Here is a 13,993-nt window from a genome sequence, read left to right on the forward strand (position 1 = left end):
GCCGCAGGCGATGATCGGCCATTTCCATGGGCGACGGGCACCCCATGTCGCCTAGGAAGGAGGCATGGCCAAACGAGGTGACCGTTCCCCTGCTGCCGTGCGCGTCCATCGACGACATCATCGCCTTCTACCAGGTCCTGGGATTCCGGACCACGTACCAGCAGCGCAAGCCCTACGCGTGCGCCGGGTTGCAGCGCGAGGACCTGCAGTTGCAGTTCTTCGAGATCCCCGGATTCGACCCGGAGCAGTCCTACGGCTCCTGTCTGGTGATCACCCCGGACATCGAGGGACTGCACCGGGCCTTCGTGTCCGGCATGCGCGCCGCGTACGGCAAGGTGCTGGTGTCCGGAACGCCGCGGATGACCCGGCCCCGGGCACGCAAGAACGCCGACGGGATCGGCGGGTTCAGCGTCATCGACCCGGGCGGCAACTGGATCCGCGTCTTCAGCGGCGCCGCCACCGCGCCCGAGCCGGCCACCACGCCGGCCGGGCGGCTGGGCAAGGCGCTGGCGAATGCCGTCGTGCAGGCCGATTCCAGGGGGAGCGTCGAACAGGCGGTCCGGATCCTCGACAGCGCGCTGGCCCGCTCGCAGGCCGACGACGACCCGGTCGAGCAGGTGGAGGTCCTGGTCTACCGGGCCGAGCTCGCCATGGTGCGGCACGATCCGGAGACTGCGGCCGAGATGCTGGCCCGCGCCGACTCCGTTCAGCTCACCGACGAAGAAGCCGGGCGGGCCGCCGCCGCGTTCGACAACGCCGCCGAACTCGCGGCGGCCCTGCGGTGACGGTCGCTACCACCGTGCGCATTCGGCGACGAGCCGCGGGTCGGTGCGCACCCAGACCTCGCCCGGGGCGGCCTCGGCCGGGGCGTCGGCGCGTTCGAGGCCGAGGAACTCGATAAGCTTGAGCAGCTCGGCGCGTTCGGCCCGGTCATCGTCGACGTCCCGCGAGTCGAAGAAGATGTAGAACTGGTCGCTCGGGTCGACGTAGCCCGAATCGGCCCAGATCCGAGCGACTTCCGTGATGGCGGCCGCTTCCGTCGTGAACGTGGCGGCGCGGGCGGCGCCGCGGGTCTCCGGGGCCGCGTCGAGGTCGGCGAGGTCGGAGAACCACTGGCCGAAGTGGTCCAGGCCGGCGTAGCCGTTCTCGAAGAACAGCATCGCGCTCGGAAGGTAGCGGTTGGCCCGGTCGATCTTGAGGTGTTCCGTCCGCGGCTGGCCGGCGTCCCGGATCCGGGAGATCACTCCCAGCCGGGGCATGAGCACCAGACGCTGCCCCGCCGGTTCGTCCTTGACGGTGTAGGTGTCGGACTCGCGGCCCCGGAAGAACGCGGAGAACGCCACGTAGGCTTCCTGCGGGTCGGCCACGGAGACCTGCTCGTCGTCGCCGTCACCGGCGGTGAAGACGAACTGCTTCGGTCCGGGGCTGTATGGGCGGGCCATGTGCGTCCCTTCGTTGCGCCTGACAGGTCGGCCAGTGTATGAAACCGGCTCGAATTGCGCGCGGCTCGGGCCTACCGTTGCGTACGTGTTCGAGAAGCTGATCATCCAGAAGACGCTGCGCGTGCCGGCGAGCACCGGGGCGGCCGGAGACGGCACGGCCGTTGCCCGGCAGCTGGACGCGGCGCTGCTCGACGTCGGGTTCGCGGCCTCGCGGGCGGTGCTCGACCACATCGGTGGCCTGGCACCCGGGCCGGCCATCGACCTGGCGGCCACCGTCGTGGCGGCGGTGCGCGAGCTCGTCGGGGACCACGTCCAGCACAACGCGTACTTCGTCGGCTTCCCGCACGACGTCCCCGACACCATCGAGTTCTGGGTGCAGCGGCTGCGCGCAGCCGTGCTCGCCGGCGGCTCGGCGGCCACCGAGGAGCAGTTGCTGGCGCTGCTCGGCTCGGGGCTGGTGAGCCTGCTGGAGCTGCCCGGCTACGGTACGTACCAGCACACCTACGACGAGCTGCTGGCCGCCCACGACACGTTCCTCGCGGCGGCGGGCGACCGGCTGACCGTCCTGCACCTCGGCGAAACGGCCGAGCGCGAGGCGGAGCGACTTTACGTGAAACTGGCCGCAATTACGGCCCCGCTCGGCCCAGCCGACCTCGCGGTCCTCGGCGAGCTCGCGGTCGCGTGTGCCGACGGCCCGCAGCCGCTGGCCGTTCCGGTGCGCGAGAACCGGGCCGTGCTCAACGGTGTCCGGCTCGTGCTGGGCCGGCCCCTGGTCGCCGTGGACACCACGACCGACGTGCTGCGGCTGGCCTGTCACGTCTCCGGCGGCGATGCCTCGCTGGCCGTCCCGACCCGGTTCCGGGCGTTCCCGCGCCGGGAGCGGCGGGTGCTGCTGGCCGCGCTCGACGCGGTCGTCGGCGCGAACCCGGCCAAGCTCGGCGACGTCGCCCGTTTCGCGGAGCCGTGGAAGCGGCTCGGGGAACGCCTGCACCCGCACGAGTACCCCCAGTGGCCGCACGCCCACGAGGTGTTCACGGTCGCGCGCGGCGAGCGCCGGGTCACCGGCATCGCGGGGCGCGCCGAGGCGGCGATCCGCGCGGGCGCCATCGCGCCTGCCGCGTCCGTGCTCACCGCCGCGCCGGGACTGCTGCTGCGCAACGCCGACCGGCTGCTGCGGCAGGCGTCCGCGGCGGACCGGGCCGCGGTCGTCGACGCGGTCACGGGCGTGCTCGGCTCGGCGTCGGGCCGGGTGCTGTGCTCATTGCGGGAGCACGTCGCCAATCGGTTGACGCCGGCGCCGACCCGCATGTTCGCGAACCGTTCGCGGCGCGCCTGGGTCGGGCCGGACACCCGGCCGACGCTGCCGGGCGAGCTGGTGGCCCAGCTGTCGGACCGGCTCGACGCGGAGATCACCGCGCGGCTGCCGGAGCCGGCCCACCCGCTGCTGGTCGACCCGGCCGTGCTCGGCGTGGCCCTGCCGCTGTCGGGCAAGGCGGCCGAGGGCGGCTTCGCGGTGCTGCCGCGAGGTTCCCGCGCCCCGGTCTCGGGCGAGGTGCTGCGCTTCTTCATGTACTGGCGGCAGAAGCGCAGGCGGACCGACTACGACCTGTCGGTGCTCCTGCTGGACGAGGAGTTCCACACCGCGGGCCAGGTGTCGTGGACGAACTACCACCACGACGGGATGGTGCACTCCGGCGACATCACCGACGCCCGCGACGGCGCGACCGAGTTCATCGACGTGCCGCTGACCGTCGGCGGGGCATTCGTGGTGCCGCAGGTATACATCTACGCCGGTGAGTCGTTCGAGGAGGTGGCGGAGTCGATGTTCGGATACCAGACGCGCACCCGCGACCAGGGCGGGCCGCCGTTCGACGCCCGTACCGTGCGGGCCCGCTCGCAGCTGCGCGGCCAGGGCCGCATCGCGCTGCCGATGGTCTTCGCCCGCGACGGGGACGGCTGGCAGGCCGTGTGGCTGCACCTGTACCTGCACGGCCGCCCGGCGTTCAACCGCGTCGAGGGCAACACGTACACGACCGCGGACCGGGTGCGCGCGCTCGTCGAGCGGGAGTACCTGACGATGTCGTACCTCGTCGACCGCTGGCGCACCAGGGCACCGGTGGCCCTGTGGACCGGCGAGCCGCCGGCCGGCCCGGTGACCTACGTCGGCATCGACGCGCCCGAGGGCCTCCCGGAGGGCTCCGACGTCTACACCCTGGACCGACTGACCGAGCTGCTGCCGGCGTAGCACCGGTGTAGGTTGTGTACAGGCCGAGGCCATGCGGGCGCTTCCTTCTCACCGTTCGATTCGGGAACCTCCGCGCAAGCGGAGGATCTGGCCAGTAGCACCCGCGCTCTCCTCGGCCGCTCCACGTCAGGCGATGCGCACGGTCCGATCGGCTGCCATGCTGGCAGATGTGGACCGTGCGCACGTCGACGTACTCATCGTGGGGGCCGGCCTCTCCGGCATCGGGGCGGCCTGCCACCTGACCCGCGACGCGCCCGGCCTGACCTACGAGATCCTCGAGGCCCGCGCGGCGAGCGGCGGCACCTGGGACCTGTTCCGGTACCCCGGCGTGCGCTCCGACACCGACATGTTCACCCTCGGCTACGCCTTCCGCCCGTGGACCGACCGCGACGCGATCGCGTCCGGCGACCGGATTCTCGGCTACCTCCGCGACACCGCCGCCCGCTTCGGCGTGGACCGGCACATCACGTACCGCAGCCGCGTCGTCCGCGCCGAGTGGTCCACAGTGGACGCCCGCTGGGCCGTGACCGTCGAGGGGTCGTCCACCCGCACGTGCCGCTTCCTGTTCCTGTGTACCGGCTATTACCGCTACGACGAGGGCTACACGCCCGATTGGCCGGGCGTCGCGCAGTACAACGGAACGCTCGTGCACCCTCAGCACTGGCCCCAGGACCTCGACGTCACTGAAAAACAGGTCGTCGTCATCGGCAGCGGCGCGACCGCCTTCACCCTGGTGCCCGCCCTCGCCCGGACCGCCGCCCACGTGACCATGCTGCAACGCTCCCCGTCGTTCGTCCTCTCGCTCCCCGCCCGCGACCGCGTCGCCGACTCCCTGCGCCGCTTCCTCCCGCCGCGAGCCGTCCACCGCATCGTGCGCTGGAAAAACATCAAGATCTCGACCTGGTTGTACCAGTACAGCCGCCGCCGCCCCGCCCGCATGCGAGCCATGCTCCGCGCGGGCGTGCGCAAGGCCCTGCCGGACGGTTACCCGATCGACGAGCATTTCGAGCCGTCCTACGATCCGTGGGACCAGCGCCTGTGCCTGGTCCCGGACAACGACTTCTTCGCCGCCATCAGCTCGGGCGCCGCCTCGGTGACGACCGGCCACATCGCCACCTTCACCCCGACAGGCCTGCGCCTGGAGTCGGGCTCCACTGTGGACGCGGACGTGGTCATCACCGCCACGGGCCTGAACCTGCTGCCCTTGGGCGACATATCCCTGACGGTGGACGGCGAACCGGTGGACCCTGCACAGCGCGTTGTGTACAAGGGCATGATGCTGGACGGGGTGCCGAACCTGGCCTTCGTGCTGGGCTACACCAACATGGCCTGGACCTTGAAGGCCGACCTGGTCTCGTCGTACGTGACCCGGCTGCTGCTGCGGATGCGGCGCCGCGGCAAGCGGAGCGTGGTGCCCCGCCTGCCGGCCGAGCCGTTGACGACGGCACCGCTGGTCGAAATGTCGTCGGGGTATTTCGAGCGCTCCCGTTCCCGGCTTCCGCTGCAGGGCGACCGCGCCCCGTGGCGGCTGCGCCAGCACTACGCCAGGGACCGCCGGCTGTTCCGCCGCCTGCGGGACGACGCGCTGGTCTTCGACCCGCCGGCGCTCAGCTGACGAAACTGGATCGCCCGCCCGCCGCGCGCCGTGCGACGATCGGGTCCTGGGTCGCTAGCTCAACTGGCAGAGCAGTCGAACGAGTAGCACGTCCGCTCCCCGCGCGAGCGGTCATGGGAGTGCTTCCTTCTTCTCTTCGGTAATCGACAGGTTCGGGGTTCGAGTCCCCGGCGGCCCACCATCAGACTGAACTGCTCGTTCATGCCGCACGGCACCTCTGACGTCGATCGGACCGAGTCGGCCGCGCGCCCCGCCGATCCTCGGCGTCGTACGTGCAAGGCTCGCCGCCTCGCGAAGGCTTTGGGCCGATGAACGCGCGGAAAGGTTGGCGACGCGTGGGCATGAGGTGACGGTCTTCGTCGACGGCGGCGCCGGCTCGTGGCCGCGGCCTGCCGTCACTCGTCCGGGTTCGGGCTTCGCTCACTCCGGCGGGTGCAGGGCTTTTCGGATCGTCGGCGCGAGCGGAAGGTCGGAGTGGTGCAGCGCGGCGACGATCCGGCTCGCCGCGTGCTGGAGCTCCTGGAGGCCGGTGCTGTCGAGGTCGTCGAACAGCAACTTGCGCACCGTTGCTACGTGCCCGGGCGCAGCCTGTTTGACCAGTTCCCAGCCTTGCTCGGTCAGCACGGCGTTGGTGTAGCGGGCGTCTTCAAGGTCCGGTCGGCGTACCACCAAGCCACGTTTTTCGAGCCTGACGATCAGGTGCGAGATGCGCGACAGCTCGGCCCCGGTCAGGATGGCCAGGTCGCTGAGCCGCAGCGTGCGATCAGCTTGTTCGGAGAGGCCGGCCAGGGCGTAGTACTCCAAATGGCTGATGCCGGCATCGCGCTGCAGTTGGGCGTCCAGCGCCACCGGCAGCACGACGACGGCCGCATGCAGTGCCCGCCAGGCGCGCATCTGGTCCGCCGTCAGCCAAGGTGCTCCTTCGGCCGTCACCCGCCGAGTCTAGCGTCACATGAAATTTCATGTAACCGGCTGCCAGGGTTTCACGTGAAAGTTCATGTAACCGATGAGGAGCAGGTCATGTCCGCCCTGAAGATCGCTGTCATCCTGGGCAGCACCCGTCCCGGCCGTAACGGCGCCGTCGTCGCCGATTGGGTGCTCTCCCGGGCCACCGGGCGCACCGCCGCCGCGTACGAGCTGCTCGACCTGGCGGACTACCCCCTGCCGCACCTGGATGAGCCTGTTTCGGCCAAGGCCGGCTCCGACCTGTACTCGAAGGACCACACCAAGGCGTGGGCCAGCAAGATCGCCGGCTACGACGGTTTCGTGTTCGTCACTCCCGAGTACAACCACTCCACCTCCGGTGTGCTGAAGAACGCGATCGACTTCCTGTACAGCGAGTGGACGAACAAGGCGGCCGGGTTCGTCAGCTACGGCGGCGTCGGCGGCGCCCGGGCCATCGAGCACCTGCGTGGCGTCATGAGCGAACTGCAGGTCGCCCACGTGCAGCAGCAGCTGAGCTTCTCGCTGTTCACCGACTTCGAGAACTTCGCCGACTTCAAGCCGGCCGACATGCACACCGGCGCCGCCCGGCTGCTGTTCGACCAGCTCGAGAGCTGGGCCGGCGCGCTGCGCACGATCCGCGAAAGCGCCCTCGTCCCTGCCGCCTGACGCGGTGAGCGGCTCGGCAGATGCAACGGGCCACCGGTGATCGCGTCCACCGGTGGCCGCCCGGACCCCTTCCGCCGGGCAACAGTGCCTCAGAAGGAGAAGCGCCATGGAATTCGGCATCATGGGCGTGGCCGACATCGAGCCCGACCCGAACACCGGATACACCCCCACCGAACACGAACGCATCAAGGGTGTCGTCGAGTCGGCGCTGCTCGTCGAGGAACTCGGCTTGGACGTGTTCGCATTCGGTGAGCACCACAACCCACCGTTCGCGGCCTCGTCACCGGTGGCCATGCTCGCCTACGTCGCGGGTCAGACCAAGAAGATCACACTGTCGACCTCGGTCACCCTCATCACCACCAACGACCCCGTGCGGCTGGCCGAGGACTATGCCTATCTGCAGCACCTCGCTGACGGCCGGCTCGACCTGATGATCGGCCGGGGTAACACCGTCCCGGTCTACCCGTGGTTCGGTCGCGACATCCGCGACGGTGTGGAGCTCGCGCTCGAGAACTACAACTTACTGCACCGATTGTGGCGCGAGGACGTCGTCAACTGGGAGGGGAAGTTCCGGACGCCGCTGCAGGGCTTCACCGCCACGCCCCGTCCCCTGGACGACGTGCCGCCGTTCGTCTGGCACGGCTCGATCCGCACTCCGGAGATCGCCGAGCAGGCCGCCTACTACGGCAACGGCTTCTTCGCCAATCACATCCTGGCCCCCAACCTGCATTTCAAGCGGCTGGTCGACCTGTATCGCCGGCGCTACGAACACCATGGACACGGTCCGGCCGCCCACGCCATCGTCGGCCTGGGCGGTCAGGCGTTCGTCGCCCGCCGGTCGCAGGACGCGTGGGCCCAGTACCGGCCCTATTTCGAGGGCTTCGCGGGCTTCCGAGGCGCCGATCTGGAGCAGATCGCCAACGGCACCCCGCTGAGCATCGGCAGTCCTCAGGAAATCATCGACAAGACGCTCACCTTCCGCGAGAACTTCGGCGACTACCAACGCCAGCTGTGGGCGCTCGACATCCTGGGCCTGCCGCACAAGATTTTGATGGAACAGTTGGAGCTGCTCGGGACCGAGGTCGTGCCGGTACTGCGCAAAGAGTTCGACAGTCGCCGGGCCCCCGGCGTCCCCTCCTCGCCGACCCATGCGAGCCTCGTCAAAGCCAAGTACGGCGACACTGAGCCGCGTCAGCCCAGGCCGAACCCGAACCGCGGTGACAACCTGGTCGGCGCGTCGCCCTACCAGGACAGCGATTCGGCCACGCCGGCCCGCTTCCCGCAGGCGCTCCGATGACGGCCCGGCTCCTGGTGATCAGCGCCGGCGTCAGCGACCCGTCGACGACCCGGCTCCTGGCCGAACGCACGGCGATGGCGGTGATGAGCCGGGTCCGGGCGACCGGCTCCGAGATCACGGCCTCCTTCCTCGACCTCGCCGGGATCGCCGCCGATCTCGGACGCTCGCTCGTGTCGGCCGGCCCCACCGAGCCGGTGCAGCGGGCGATCGAGCAGGTCGGCTCGGCCGACGGGCTCATCGTCGCCACACCGGTCTACAAGGCCGGCATCAGCGGCTTGTTCAAGCTGTTCGTCGATCTGCTCGACAACGACCTGGTCGTCGCCAAACCGGTCATTCTGAGCGCGACCGCAGGCACCGCGCGGCACGCGATGGTGGTCGACGAACAGCTCCGTCCACTGTTCGCGTTCCTGCGGGCCATGTCCGTGCCGACATCGCTGTTCGCAGCGCCCGAGGACTGGGCCGATCCGGCCCTCAGCAAGCGAATCGACCGCGCCGCATCCAAATTCGCCGAGCTGGTCCGGTCCGGTGTCGGGGAAGCCATCGCCGGTGGCGGTTGGCAGGGCTATCAACACCAGTTCGACGGCAACGCGACCCGCGCGGAGAAGTCCGCGGACGACCTCGACTTCGACACCGATCTCATGCGCCTGGCAGCCGGCGGATCGGCCCACCACAAGAACGCGACCGACGGGAAGTGAAGCCTCATGCCGCTACACGGTGAGTACCTACGCGGAACCTTCGACATCTCGGCCGACCAGGTCGCGGCGTTCGAGGCGAACGACGGCCAGGGCGACACGGGGCTCAACCCTGCCGGCGCGCCCATCATCATCCTGACCAGTGTGGGCGCCAAGAGCGGCAAGCTTCGCAAGTCGGCGCTGATGCGGGTGGAGCACAACGGTGACTACGCGGTGATCGCGTCGTTGGGCGGCGCCCCGGAGAACCCGGCCTGGTACTTCAACCTCAAGGCGAACCCGCATGTCGAGCTGCAGGACGGCCCCGACAAGCATGACTACGTGGCCCGTCAGGTCGACGGCGACGAGTACCAGCTCTGGTGGGACCGGGCGATCGAGATCTGGCCGGACTACGTGGAGTACCAGACGAAGACCGATCGCAAGATGCCGATCTTCGTGCTCGAGCGCGTCACGGTCGAGGCATAAGGGGCAGCCATGGCGAGGAAAATCCAATTCACCCGGTACGGCGGCCCGGAGGTCCTGCAGCTCGTCGACGTTCCCCGCCCGCAGCCCACGGCCGGGCAGGTGCTGATCGAGGTGGTGGTCGCGTCGCTCAACCCGGCCGAGGTGGGTATCCGGGAAGGCGCGTTCCACCAGATCTGGCCGGCCGACTTCCCGCAAGGCATGGGTCACGACTTCGCCGGGGTCGTCGCCGGCTTCGGGCCGGACGTCACAGGCTTCGCCGTCGGCGACGAGGTGGTGGGCTACGCCCAGCGCGGCGCCATGGCCGACTTCGCTCTCGTCGATACGGGTGCCGTAGGACCCAAACCGGCGGGTCTGGGCTTTGCCGCGGCCGCGATCGTCCCGGCCGCGGGGGCCACGGCGTGGGCGGCGGTCGCGGCTGTGGACCCGGCGCCCGGGGAGACGGTGTTCGTCTCGGCCGCGTCGGGCGGGGTCGGCGTGCTCGCCGGCCAGCTGGCCCGGCTGGCCGGCGCCCGGGTCATCGGAGCCACCTCGGCCGGGAACATGCATCGGATGCTGACTCTGGGGATCGAACCGGTCGAGTACGGCCGAGGCCTGGGGCCCAGGCTCAGAGCCATGATCCCGGACGGCCTCGACGCCGTGATCGACACATTCGGCGGCGGCTATGTCGATCTGGCCATCGAGCTAGGTGTTTCGCCGAAGCGGATCAACACGATCGCCGACCACGCTGCGGTCCAGCGATACGGAGTCCAGGCCAGAGGCAATCGCGACGGCATGTCACCCACCGTCTGGAGCGAGGTACAGGCCTTGATCGCGGACGGCCGACTGGTGGTCCCGATCGAGGCGGAATATCCCCTCGAAGACATCGCCCGCGCGTACATCGACGTCGCCAGCCGGCACGGATTCGGCAAACGGGTGGTCCGACTCCGGCCAGATCCCAGTTCTGACTGATCACCATGGCTGACCCCACACCGAAGCCGTACCGCGGGTCCGGCATCACAGTGACCTTCGAGAGCAGCCGCTGTCTGCACTTCGCCGAGTGTCTTCGCGGGCTTCCGGAGGTCTTCGACGTCAAAGCCCGTCCCTGGATCAGGCCGGACAATGCTGATCCGGCCGCAGTCGCCGACGTGGTGGAACGCTGTCCCAGCGGTGCCCTGCGGTACGCGTTGCGCGACGGTGCCGTTGAGACCCCACCCGAACCAACGCTCGTGACCGTCCTCGAACATGGCCCGATCCTGTTGCACGGTGACCTGGCGCTGACCGGGCCCGGCGAGACGCTCCAGCGGGAAACTCGGGTGGCGATCTGCGCCTGCGGGCGCTCGGCAAGGCGGCCATTGTGCGACAACACGTGCCGAAATGACCGCGCTATGGCTGCGCTGTTGGCGCGGCGGGGTGTCTCAGAGTGAGACGGCGGATGCCCTCCGCGACGGGTGGGATGCTTCTATGGAGGGCTTGGCCGAACCAGCGGTGCTGCTCGGCGGCGTCGGCGTGGTCACCGCGGTGCTCAATGCCGTAGCGCTGCGCCTGGTCCGCGTCGACGAGGTGCCGGGCTGGCTGCAGGTGCGCATCTCGTGGTGGCGCGCGCACAACCGGACGCTGCTGCTGCTCAGCGCCGTGACGGCCGGGGTCGGCGTCGTCGCGCGGCTGTTGTAGAGGTCTCAGAACAGGGTCTTGTACAGCAGGAGGACGTTCAGCCCGATGATGACCGCGGCCACGAGCCCGGCGGCGATGTCGGTCCGGCGGCGGTTGACGAACGATCCCATGATGTCGCGCCGGCGCGTCAGCATCAGCAGCGGTACCAAAGCGAACGGCACGCCGAAGGAGAGCACCACCTGCGAGGCGATCAGGCTCCCGGTCGCCGGCAGCCCCAGCCCGAGCACCAGCAGCGCCGGCGTCATCGTGATCGCCCGCCGCACGAACAGCGGGATCCGCCGGCGGATGAAACCCTGCATGACGACCTGGCCGGCGTAGGTGCCGACGCTGGAGGACGACAGCCCGGAGGCCAGCAGCGCCACGGCGAAGGCGAGCGCCGCCCCGCCGCCGACCAGCCGGCCGAGGCTCTCGTGGGCGCCCTCGATCGACTCCAAGCCCGCCCCGCCCGTCCCGCCCGCCCGGCCGGCCAGCGACGCCGCGATCAGCAGCATCGACAGGTTGATGGCGCCCGCCGCGCCGAGGCCGACGACGATGTCGAGGCGCTGGAAGCGCAGCAGCTCCCGGCGCTCGGCGGCGTCGCGGCCGGCGACCCGGGCCTTGGTCAGGGCGGAGTGCAGGTAGATCACGTGCGGCATCACGGTGGCCCCGATGATGCCGCAGACCAGCAGCAGGGCCTCGCCGCCGGCGACGCCGGGGACGAGCCCGGCCGCGACCGACGGCGCGTCGGCGCCGACGACGAGCAGGTCGTAGAGGAATCCGCCGAAGACGACGCCCAGCAGGCCCACGATCGCCAGCTCGAAGGGGCGGTGGCCGCGCTGCTGCATGGCCAGGATCGCGAAGGCGACGACGGCGGTGATGAGCCCGGCCGGGAACAGGGGCACGCCGAAGAGCAGGTTGAGCCCGACGGCGGCCCCGACGAACTCGGCCAGGTCGGTGGCCATCGCGACGACCTCGGCCTGGACCCACAGCGCGCGGGACACGGGCGCGGGCAGGTACTCCCGGCACAGGTCCGGCAGGTCCCGCCCGGTGGCCAGGCCCGCCTTCGCCGACAGGTACTGCACGAGCATGGCCATGACGTTGGCGAGCACGATCACCCAGACCAGGGTGTAGCCGAACCGGGCCCCGGCCGAGAAGTTCGTCGCGAAGTTGCCGGGATCGACGTAGGCGACAGCCGCCACGAACGCCGGTCCCAGCAGCGCCACGACCCCCCGGATCCCGCGCCGCGGCCGCATGAGCGTGAGCGCGGGATCCGCCGCGGTCCGCATCGGCTAGCCGACCGACGGGCCGAGGCCGAGCGACTGCGGTGTGCTGGAGTCCGGTGACGGCTGGACCAGACCCTCGTCGAGCGGTCCGAACTCGGTCATCAGCGCGCGGCTGCCGCCCCACGGGGTCTGCTCCTCGGCGACCAGCGTGTTGGTGGTGAGCAGCAGACCGGCCACCGAGGCGCCGTTCTGCAGCGCGGCCCGGGCCACCCGCAGCGGGTCGACGATGCCCATCTCCAGCATGTTGCCGAAGCGCCCCTCCAGTGCGTCGAAGCCGTCGTCGTACCCGAGTTCGGAGACGTGGGCCACGACCTCCTCACCCGAGTAGCCGGCGTTGGCCGCGATCAGGAACGCGGGCTCCGCCAGCGCCCGGCGGACGATGGCCACCCCGACGGCGTAGTCGCCCTTGGCGTCGAGGTCGTGCAGATCGTCCAGGGCGGACTCGGCGTGCAGCAGCGCCGCCCCGCCTCCGGCGACGATCCCCTCGGCCATCGCGGCGCGGGTCGCCGACAATGCGTCCTCGACCCGGTGCTGCAGCTCCTTGAGCTCGGCGTTCGTCGGCGCGCCGACCCGGATCACGGCGACCTTGCCCGACAGTGAGCCGATCCGCTCGGTCAGCACGTCCTCGTCCACGCCGAAGCTCGCCCGGGCCAGCTCGGCGCGCAGCTGCGCCAGCCGGAAGTGCACGCCCTCGACCGGGCCGCCGCCGTCGATGATCGTCGTGCGATCGGCGGTCACCCGCACCTGTGCGGCCCGGCCGAGCTGCTCCAGGCCGAGCGTCTCCAGCGTGAAGCCGGAGTGCCGGCTGAGCACCGCCCCGCCGGTGATGGCCGCGATGTCCTCCAGCTTGTGCAGCCGGCGGTCGCCGAAACCGGGTGCCCGTACGGCCACGCACTGCAGGACGCCGTTGACGTGGTTGTGCGCAAGCATCGACAGCGCTGTGCCCTCGATTGACTCGGCCAGGATGACCAGCGGCCGGCGGGCCCGCATGATCTTGTCGAGGATCGGCATGAGCTGCTGGACCTTGGTGATCTTCTCGCTGCACAGCAGAATGTACGGGTCCTCCACGACCGCCTCGAGGCTCGCCGGGTTGGTGACCATGTACGGCGAGAGGTACCCGTTGTCGAACTCGAAGCCCTCGACGAAGTCCACGCTCATCCCGTGCCGCGGCGACTCCTCGACGGTGACGATGCCGCCGTCGCCGACCGTGTGCAGCGCCTCGGCGATCACCGCGCCGACCGTGTTGTCGTCGTTGGCCGAGATCGCCGCCACCCGGGCGAGATCCTCCCGGGTCGACACCGGCCGGGCGACCCCGCGCAGGTGCTCGACCAGCCGGTCGACGGCCAGGTCGACGCCGCGCTTGACGAGCACGGGATTGGCGCCGCCGCCGATGGCCGCCATCCCCTCCCGCACGATCGCCTGGGCGAGCACCGTGGCGGTGGTGGTGCCGTCGCCGACGATGTCGTTGGTCTTGATCGCGGCCTCCTTCACCAGCTGCGCGCCCATGTTCTCGAACTGGTCGGCGAGGTGGATCTCGCGCGCGATGGTGACGCCGTCGTTGGTCACGACCGGCGAGCCGGTGATCTTCTCGAGGATCACATTGCGGCCCTTCGGCCCGAGGGTGGACTTGACCGCCTCCGCGAGCTTGTCGACCCCGGCCTGCAGCAGGGTTCGCGCCTCAGCGCCGAAGCGCAGTTCCTTGGCCATCGCCGGTCTC

Annotated in this window: 14 protein-coding genes and 1 tRNA gene; 11 read left to right on the top strand and 4 right to left on the bottom strand. The window is 70.3% G+C overall.

Annotation, left to right across the window (positions count from 1 at the left end):
* Positions 1–44: 44 nt before the first annotated feature.
* The gene (locus tag ACQP00_RS18915; protein ID WP_433220842.1) at positions 45–785 is read left to right on the top strand and encodes a VOC family protein; all 741 of its coding nucleotides are present in this window, start codon (positions 45–47) and stop codon (positions 783–785) included.
* 6 nt (positions 786–791) lie between these two features.
* On the opposite strand, the gene ACQP00_RS18920 is transcribed toward ACQP00_RS18915, so the two are convergent.
* Positions 792–1,442, bottom strand: coding sequence for a hypothetical protein (locus tag ACQP00_RS18920; protein ID WP_433220844.1), 651 nt, complete (start codon positions 1,440–1,442; stop codon positions 792–794).
* A gap of 85 nt (positions 1,443–1,527) precedes the next feature.
* On the opposite strand from ACQP00_RS18920, the gene ACQP00_RS18925 reads away from it, so the two are divergent.
* The 3 genes from ACQP00_RS18925 (at position 1,528) to ACQP00_RS18935 (ending at position 5,483) form a co-directional block, all read left to right on the top strand.
* Positions 1,528–3,687 (top strand): hypothetical protein, encoded by a 2,160-nt coding sequence (locus tag ACQP00_RS18925; protein WP_433220846.1) that lies wholly within the window; start codon positions 1,528–1,530, stop codon positions 3,685–3,687.
* Positions 3,688–3,847: 160 nt separating this feature from the next.
* Positions 3,848–5,302 (top strand): flavin-containing monooxygenase, encoded by a 1,455-nt coding sequence (locus ACQP00_RS18930; protein ID WP_433223892.1) that lies wholly within the window; start codon positions 3,848–3,850, stop codon positions 5,300–5,302.
* 48 nt (positions 5,303–5,350) lie between these two features.
* A tRNA-OTHER gene (locus ACQP00_RS18935) sits at positions 5,351–5,483 on the top strand.
* Positions 5,484–5,722: 239 nt separating this feature from the next.
* Here ACQP00_RS18935 and ACQP00_RS18940 read toward each other — a convergent pair.
* Positions 5,723–6,235, bottom strand: a complete 513-nt coding sequence (locus ACQP00_RS18940) for a MarR family winged helix-turn-helix transcriptional regulator (RefSeq protein WP_433220848.1) — start codon at positions 6,233–6,235, stop codon at positions 5,723–5,725.
* An 87-nt stretch (positions 6,236–6,322) separates the two neighbouring features.
* Between ACQP00_RS18940 and ACQP00_RS18945 the strand changes: the two genes are divergently transcribed.
* From ACQP00_RS18945 to ACQP00_RS18975, 7 genes are all read left to right on the top strand, one after another.
* Positions 6,323–6,913: an NADPH-dependent FMN reductase gene (locus tag ACQP00_RS18945; RefSeq protein WP_433220850.1), complete on the top strand. Its 591-nt coding sequence runs from the start codon at positions 6,323–6,325 to the stop codon at positions 6,911–6,913.
* A 106-nt stretch (positions 6,914–7,019) separates the two neighbouring features.
* Complete coding sequence (locus tag ACQP00_RS18950; protein WP_433220852.1) at positions 7,020–8,210, top strand: CE1758 family FMN-dependent luciferase-like monooxygenase; 1,191 nt, start codon at positions 7,020–7,022, stop codon at positions 8,208–8,210.
* Positions 8,207–8,905, top strand: coding sequence for a CE1759 family FMN reductase (locus ACQP00_RS18955; RefSeq protein ID WP_433220854.1), 699 nt, complete (start codon positions 8,207–8,209; stop codon positions 8,903–8,905). The genes ACQP00_RS18950 and ACQP00_RS18955 overlap by 4 nt, the downstream gene beginning before the upstream one ends.
* 6 nt (positions 8,906–8,911) lie before the next feature.
* Positions 8,912–9,364, top strand: coding sequence for a nitroreductase family deazaflavin-dependent oxidoreductase (locus tag ACQP00_RS18960; RefSeq protein ID WP_433220856.1), 453 nt, complete (start codon positions 8,912–8,914; stop codon positions 9,362–9,364).
* Between the two features lie 99 nt (positions 9,365–9,463).
* A complete protein-coding gene (locus ACQP00_RS18965; RefSeq protein WP_433220858.1) occupies positions 9,464–10,312 on the top strand; it encodes an NADP-dependent oxidoreductase in 849 nt (282 codons plus the stop codon).
* 5 nt (positions 10,313–10,317) lie between these two features.
* Positions 10,318–10,767 (top strand): (4Fe-4S)-binding protein, encoded by a 450-nt coding sequence (locus tag ACQP00_RS18970; protein ID WP_433220860.1) that lies wholly within the window; start codon positions 10,318–10,320, stop codon positions 10,765–10,767.
* A gap of 37 nt (positions 10,768–10,804) precedes the next feature.
* A complete protein-coding gene (locus ACQP00_RS18975) occupies positions 10,805–11,014 on the top strand; it encodes a hypothetical protein (RefSeq protein WP_433220862.1) in 210 nt (69 codons plus the stop codon).
* 5 nt (positions 11,015–11,019) lie between these two features.
* Here the strand turns inward: ACQP00_RS18975 and ACQP00_RS18980 are convergent, their stop codons facing one another.
* Both ACQP00_RS18980 and groL read right to left on the bottom strand, forming a co-directional pair.
* Positions 11,020–12,279, bottom strand: coding sequence for an Nramp family divalent metal transporter (locus tag ACQP00_RS18980; protein ID WP_433220864.1), 1,260 nt, complete (start codon positions 12,277–12,279; stop codon positions 11,020–11,022).
* Positions 12,280–12,282: 3 nt separating this feature from the next.
* Positions 12,283–13,983 (bottom strand): chaperonin GroEL, encoded by a 1,701-nt coding sequence (groL, locus tag ACQP00_RS18985; protein WP_433220866.1) that lies wholly within the window; start codon positions 13,981–13,983, stop codon positions 12,283–12,285.
* Positions 13,984–13,993: the final 10 nt, after the last annotated feature.

This window comes from Dactylosporangium sp. CS-047395 (assembly GCF_050942185.1).
GTDB lineage: Bacteria > Actinomycetota > Actinomycetes > Mycobacteriales > Micromonosporaceae > Dactylosporangium.

Excerpts from the sequence above, each read along its gene's own strand:
- ACQP00_RS18915 (WP_433220842.1), top strand. The coding sequence starts at position 45 with ATGTCGCCTAGGAAGGAGGCATGGCCAAACGAGGTGACCGTTCCCCTG.
- ACQP00_RS18920 (WP_433220844.1), bottom strand. The coding sequence starts at position 1,442 with ATGGCCCGCCCATACAGCCCCGGACCGAAGCAGTTCGTCTTCACCGCC.
- ACQP00_RS18945 (WP_433220850.1), top strand. The coding sequence starts at position 6,323 with ATGTCCGCCCTGAAGATCGCTGTCATCCTGGGCAGCACCCGTCCCGGC.
- ACQP00_RS18950 (WP_433220852.1), top strand. The coding sequence starts at position 7,020 with ATGGAATTCGGCATCATGGGCGTGGCCGACATCGAGCCCGACCCGAAC.
- ACQP00_RS18955 (WP_433220854.1), top strand. The coding sequence starts at position 8,207 with ATGACGGCCCGGCTCCTGGTGATCAGCGCCGGCGTCAGCGACCCGTCG.
- ACQP00_RS18960 (WP_433220856.1), top strand. The coding sequence starts at position 8,912 with ATGCCGCTACACGGTGAGTACCTACGCGGAACCTTCGACATCTCGGCC.
- ACQP00_RS18970 (WP_433220860.1), top strand. The coding sequence starts at position 10,318 with ATGGCTGACCCCACACCGAAGCCGTACCGCGGGTCCGGCATCACAGTG.
- ACQP00_RS18975 (WP_433220862.1), top strand. The coding sequence starts at position 10,805 with ATGGAGGGCTTGGCCGAACCAGCGGTGCTGCTCGGCGGCGTCGGCGTG.
- ACQP00_RS18980 (WP_433220864.1), bottom strand. The coding sequence starts at position 12,279 with ATGCGGACCGCGGCGGATCCCGCGCTCACGCTCATGCGGCCGCGGCGC.
- groL (WP_433220866.1), bottom strand. The coding sequence starts at position 13,983 with ATGGCCAAGGAACTGCGCTTCGGCGCTGAGGCGCGAACCCTGCTGCAG.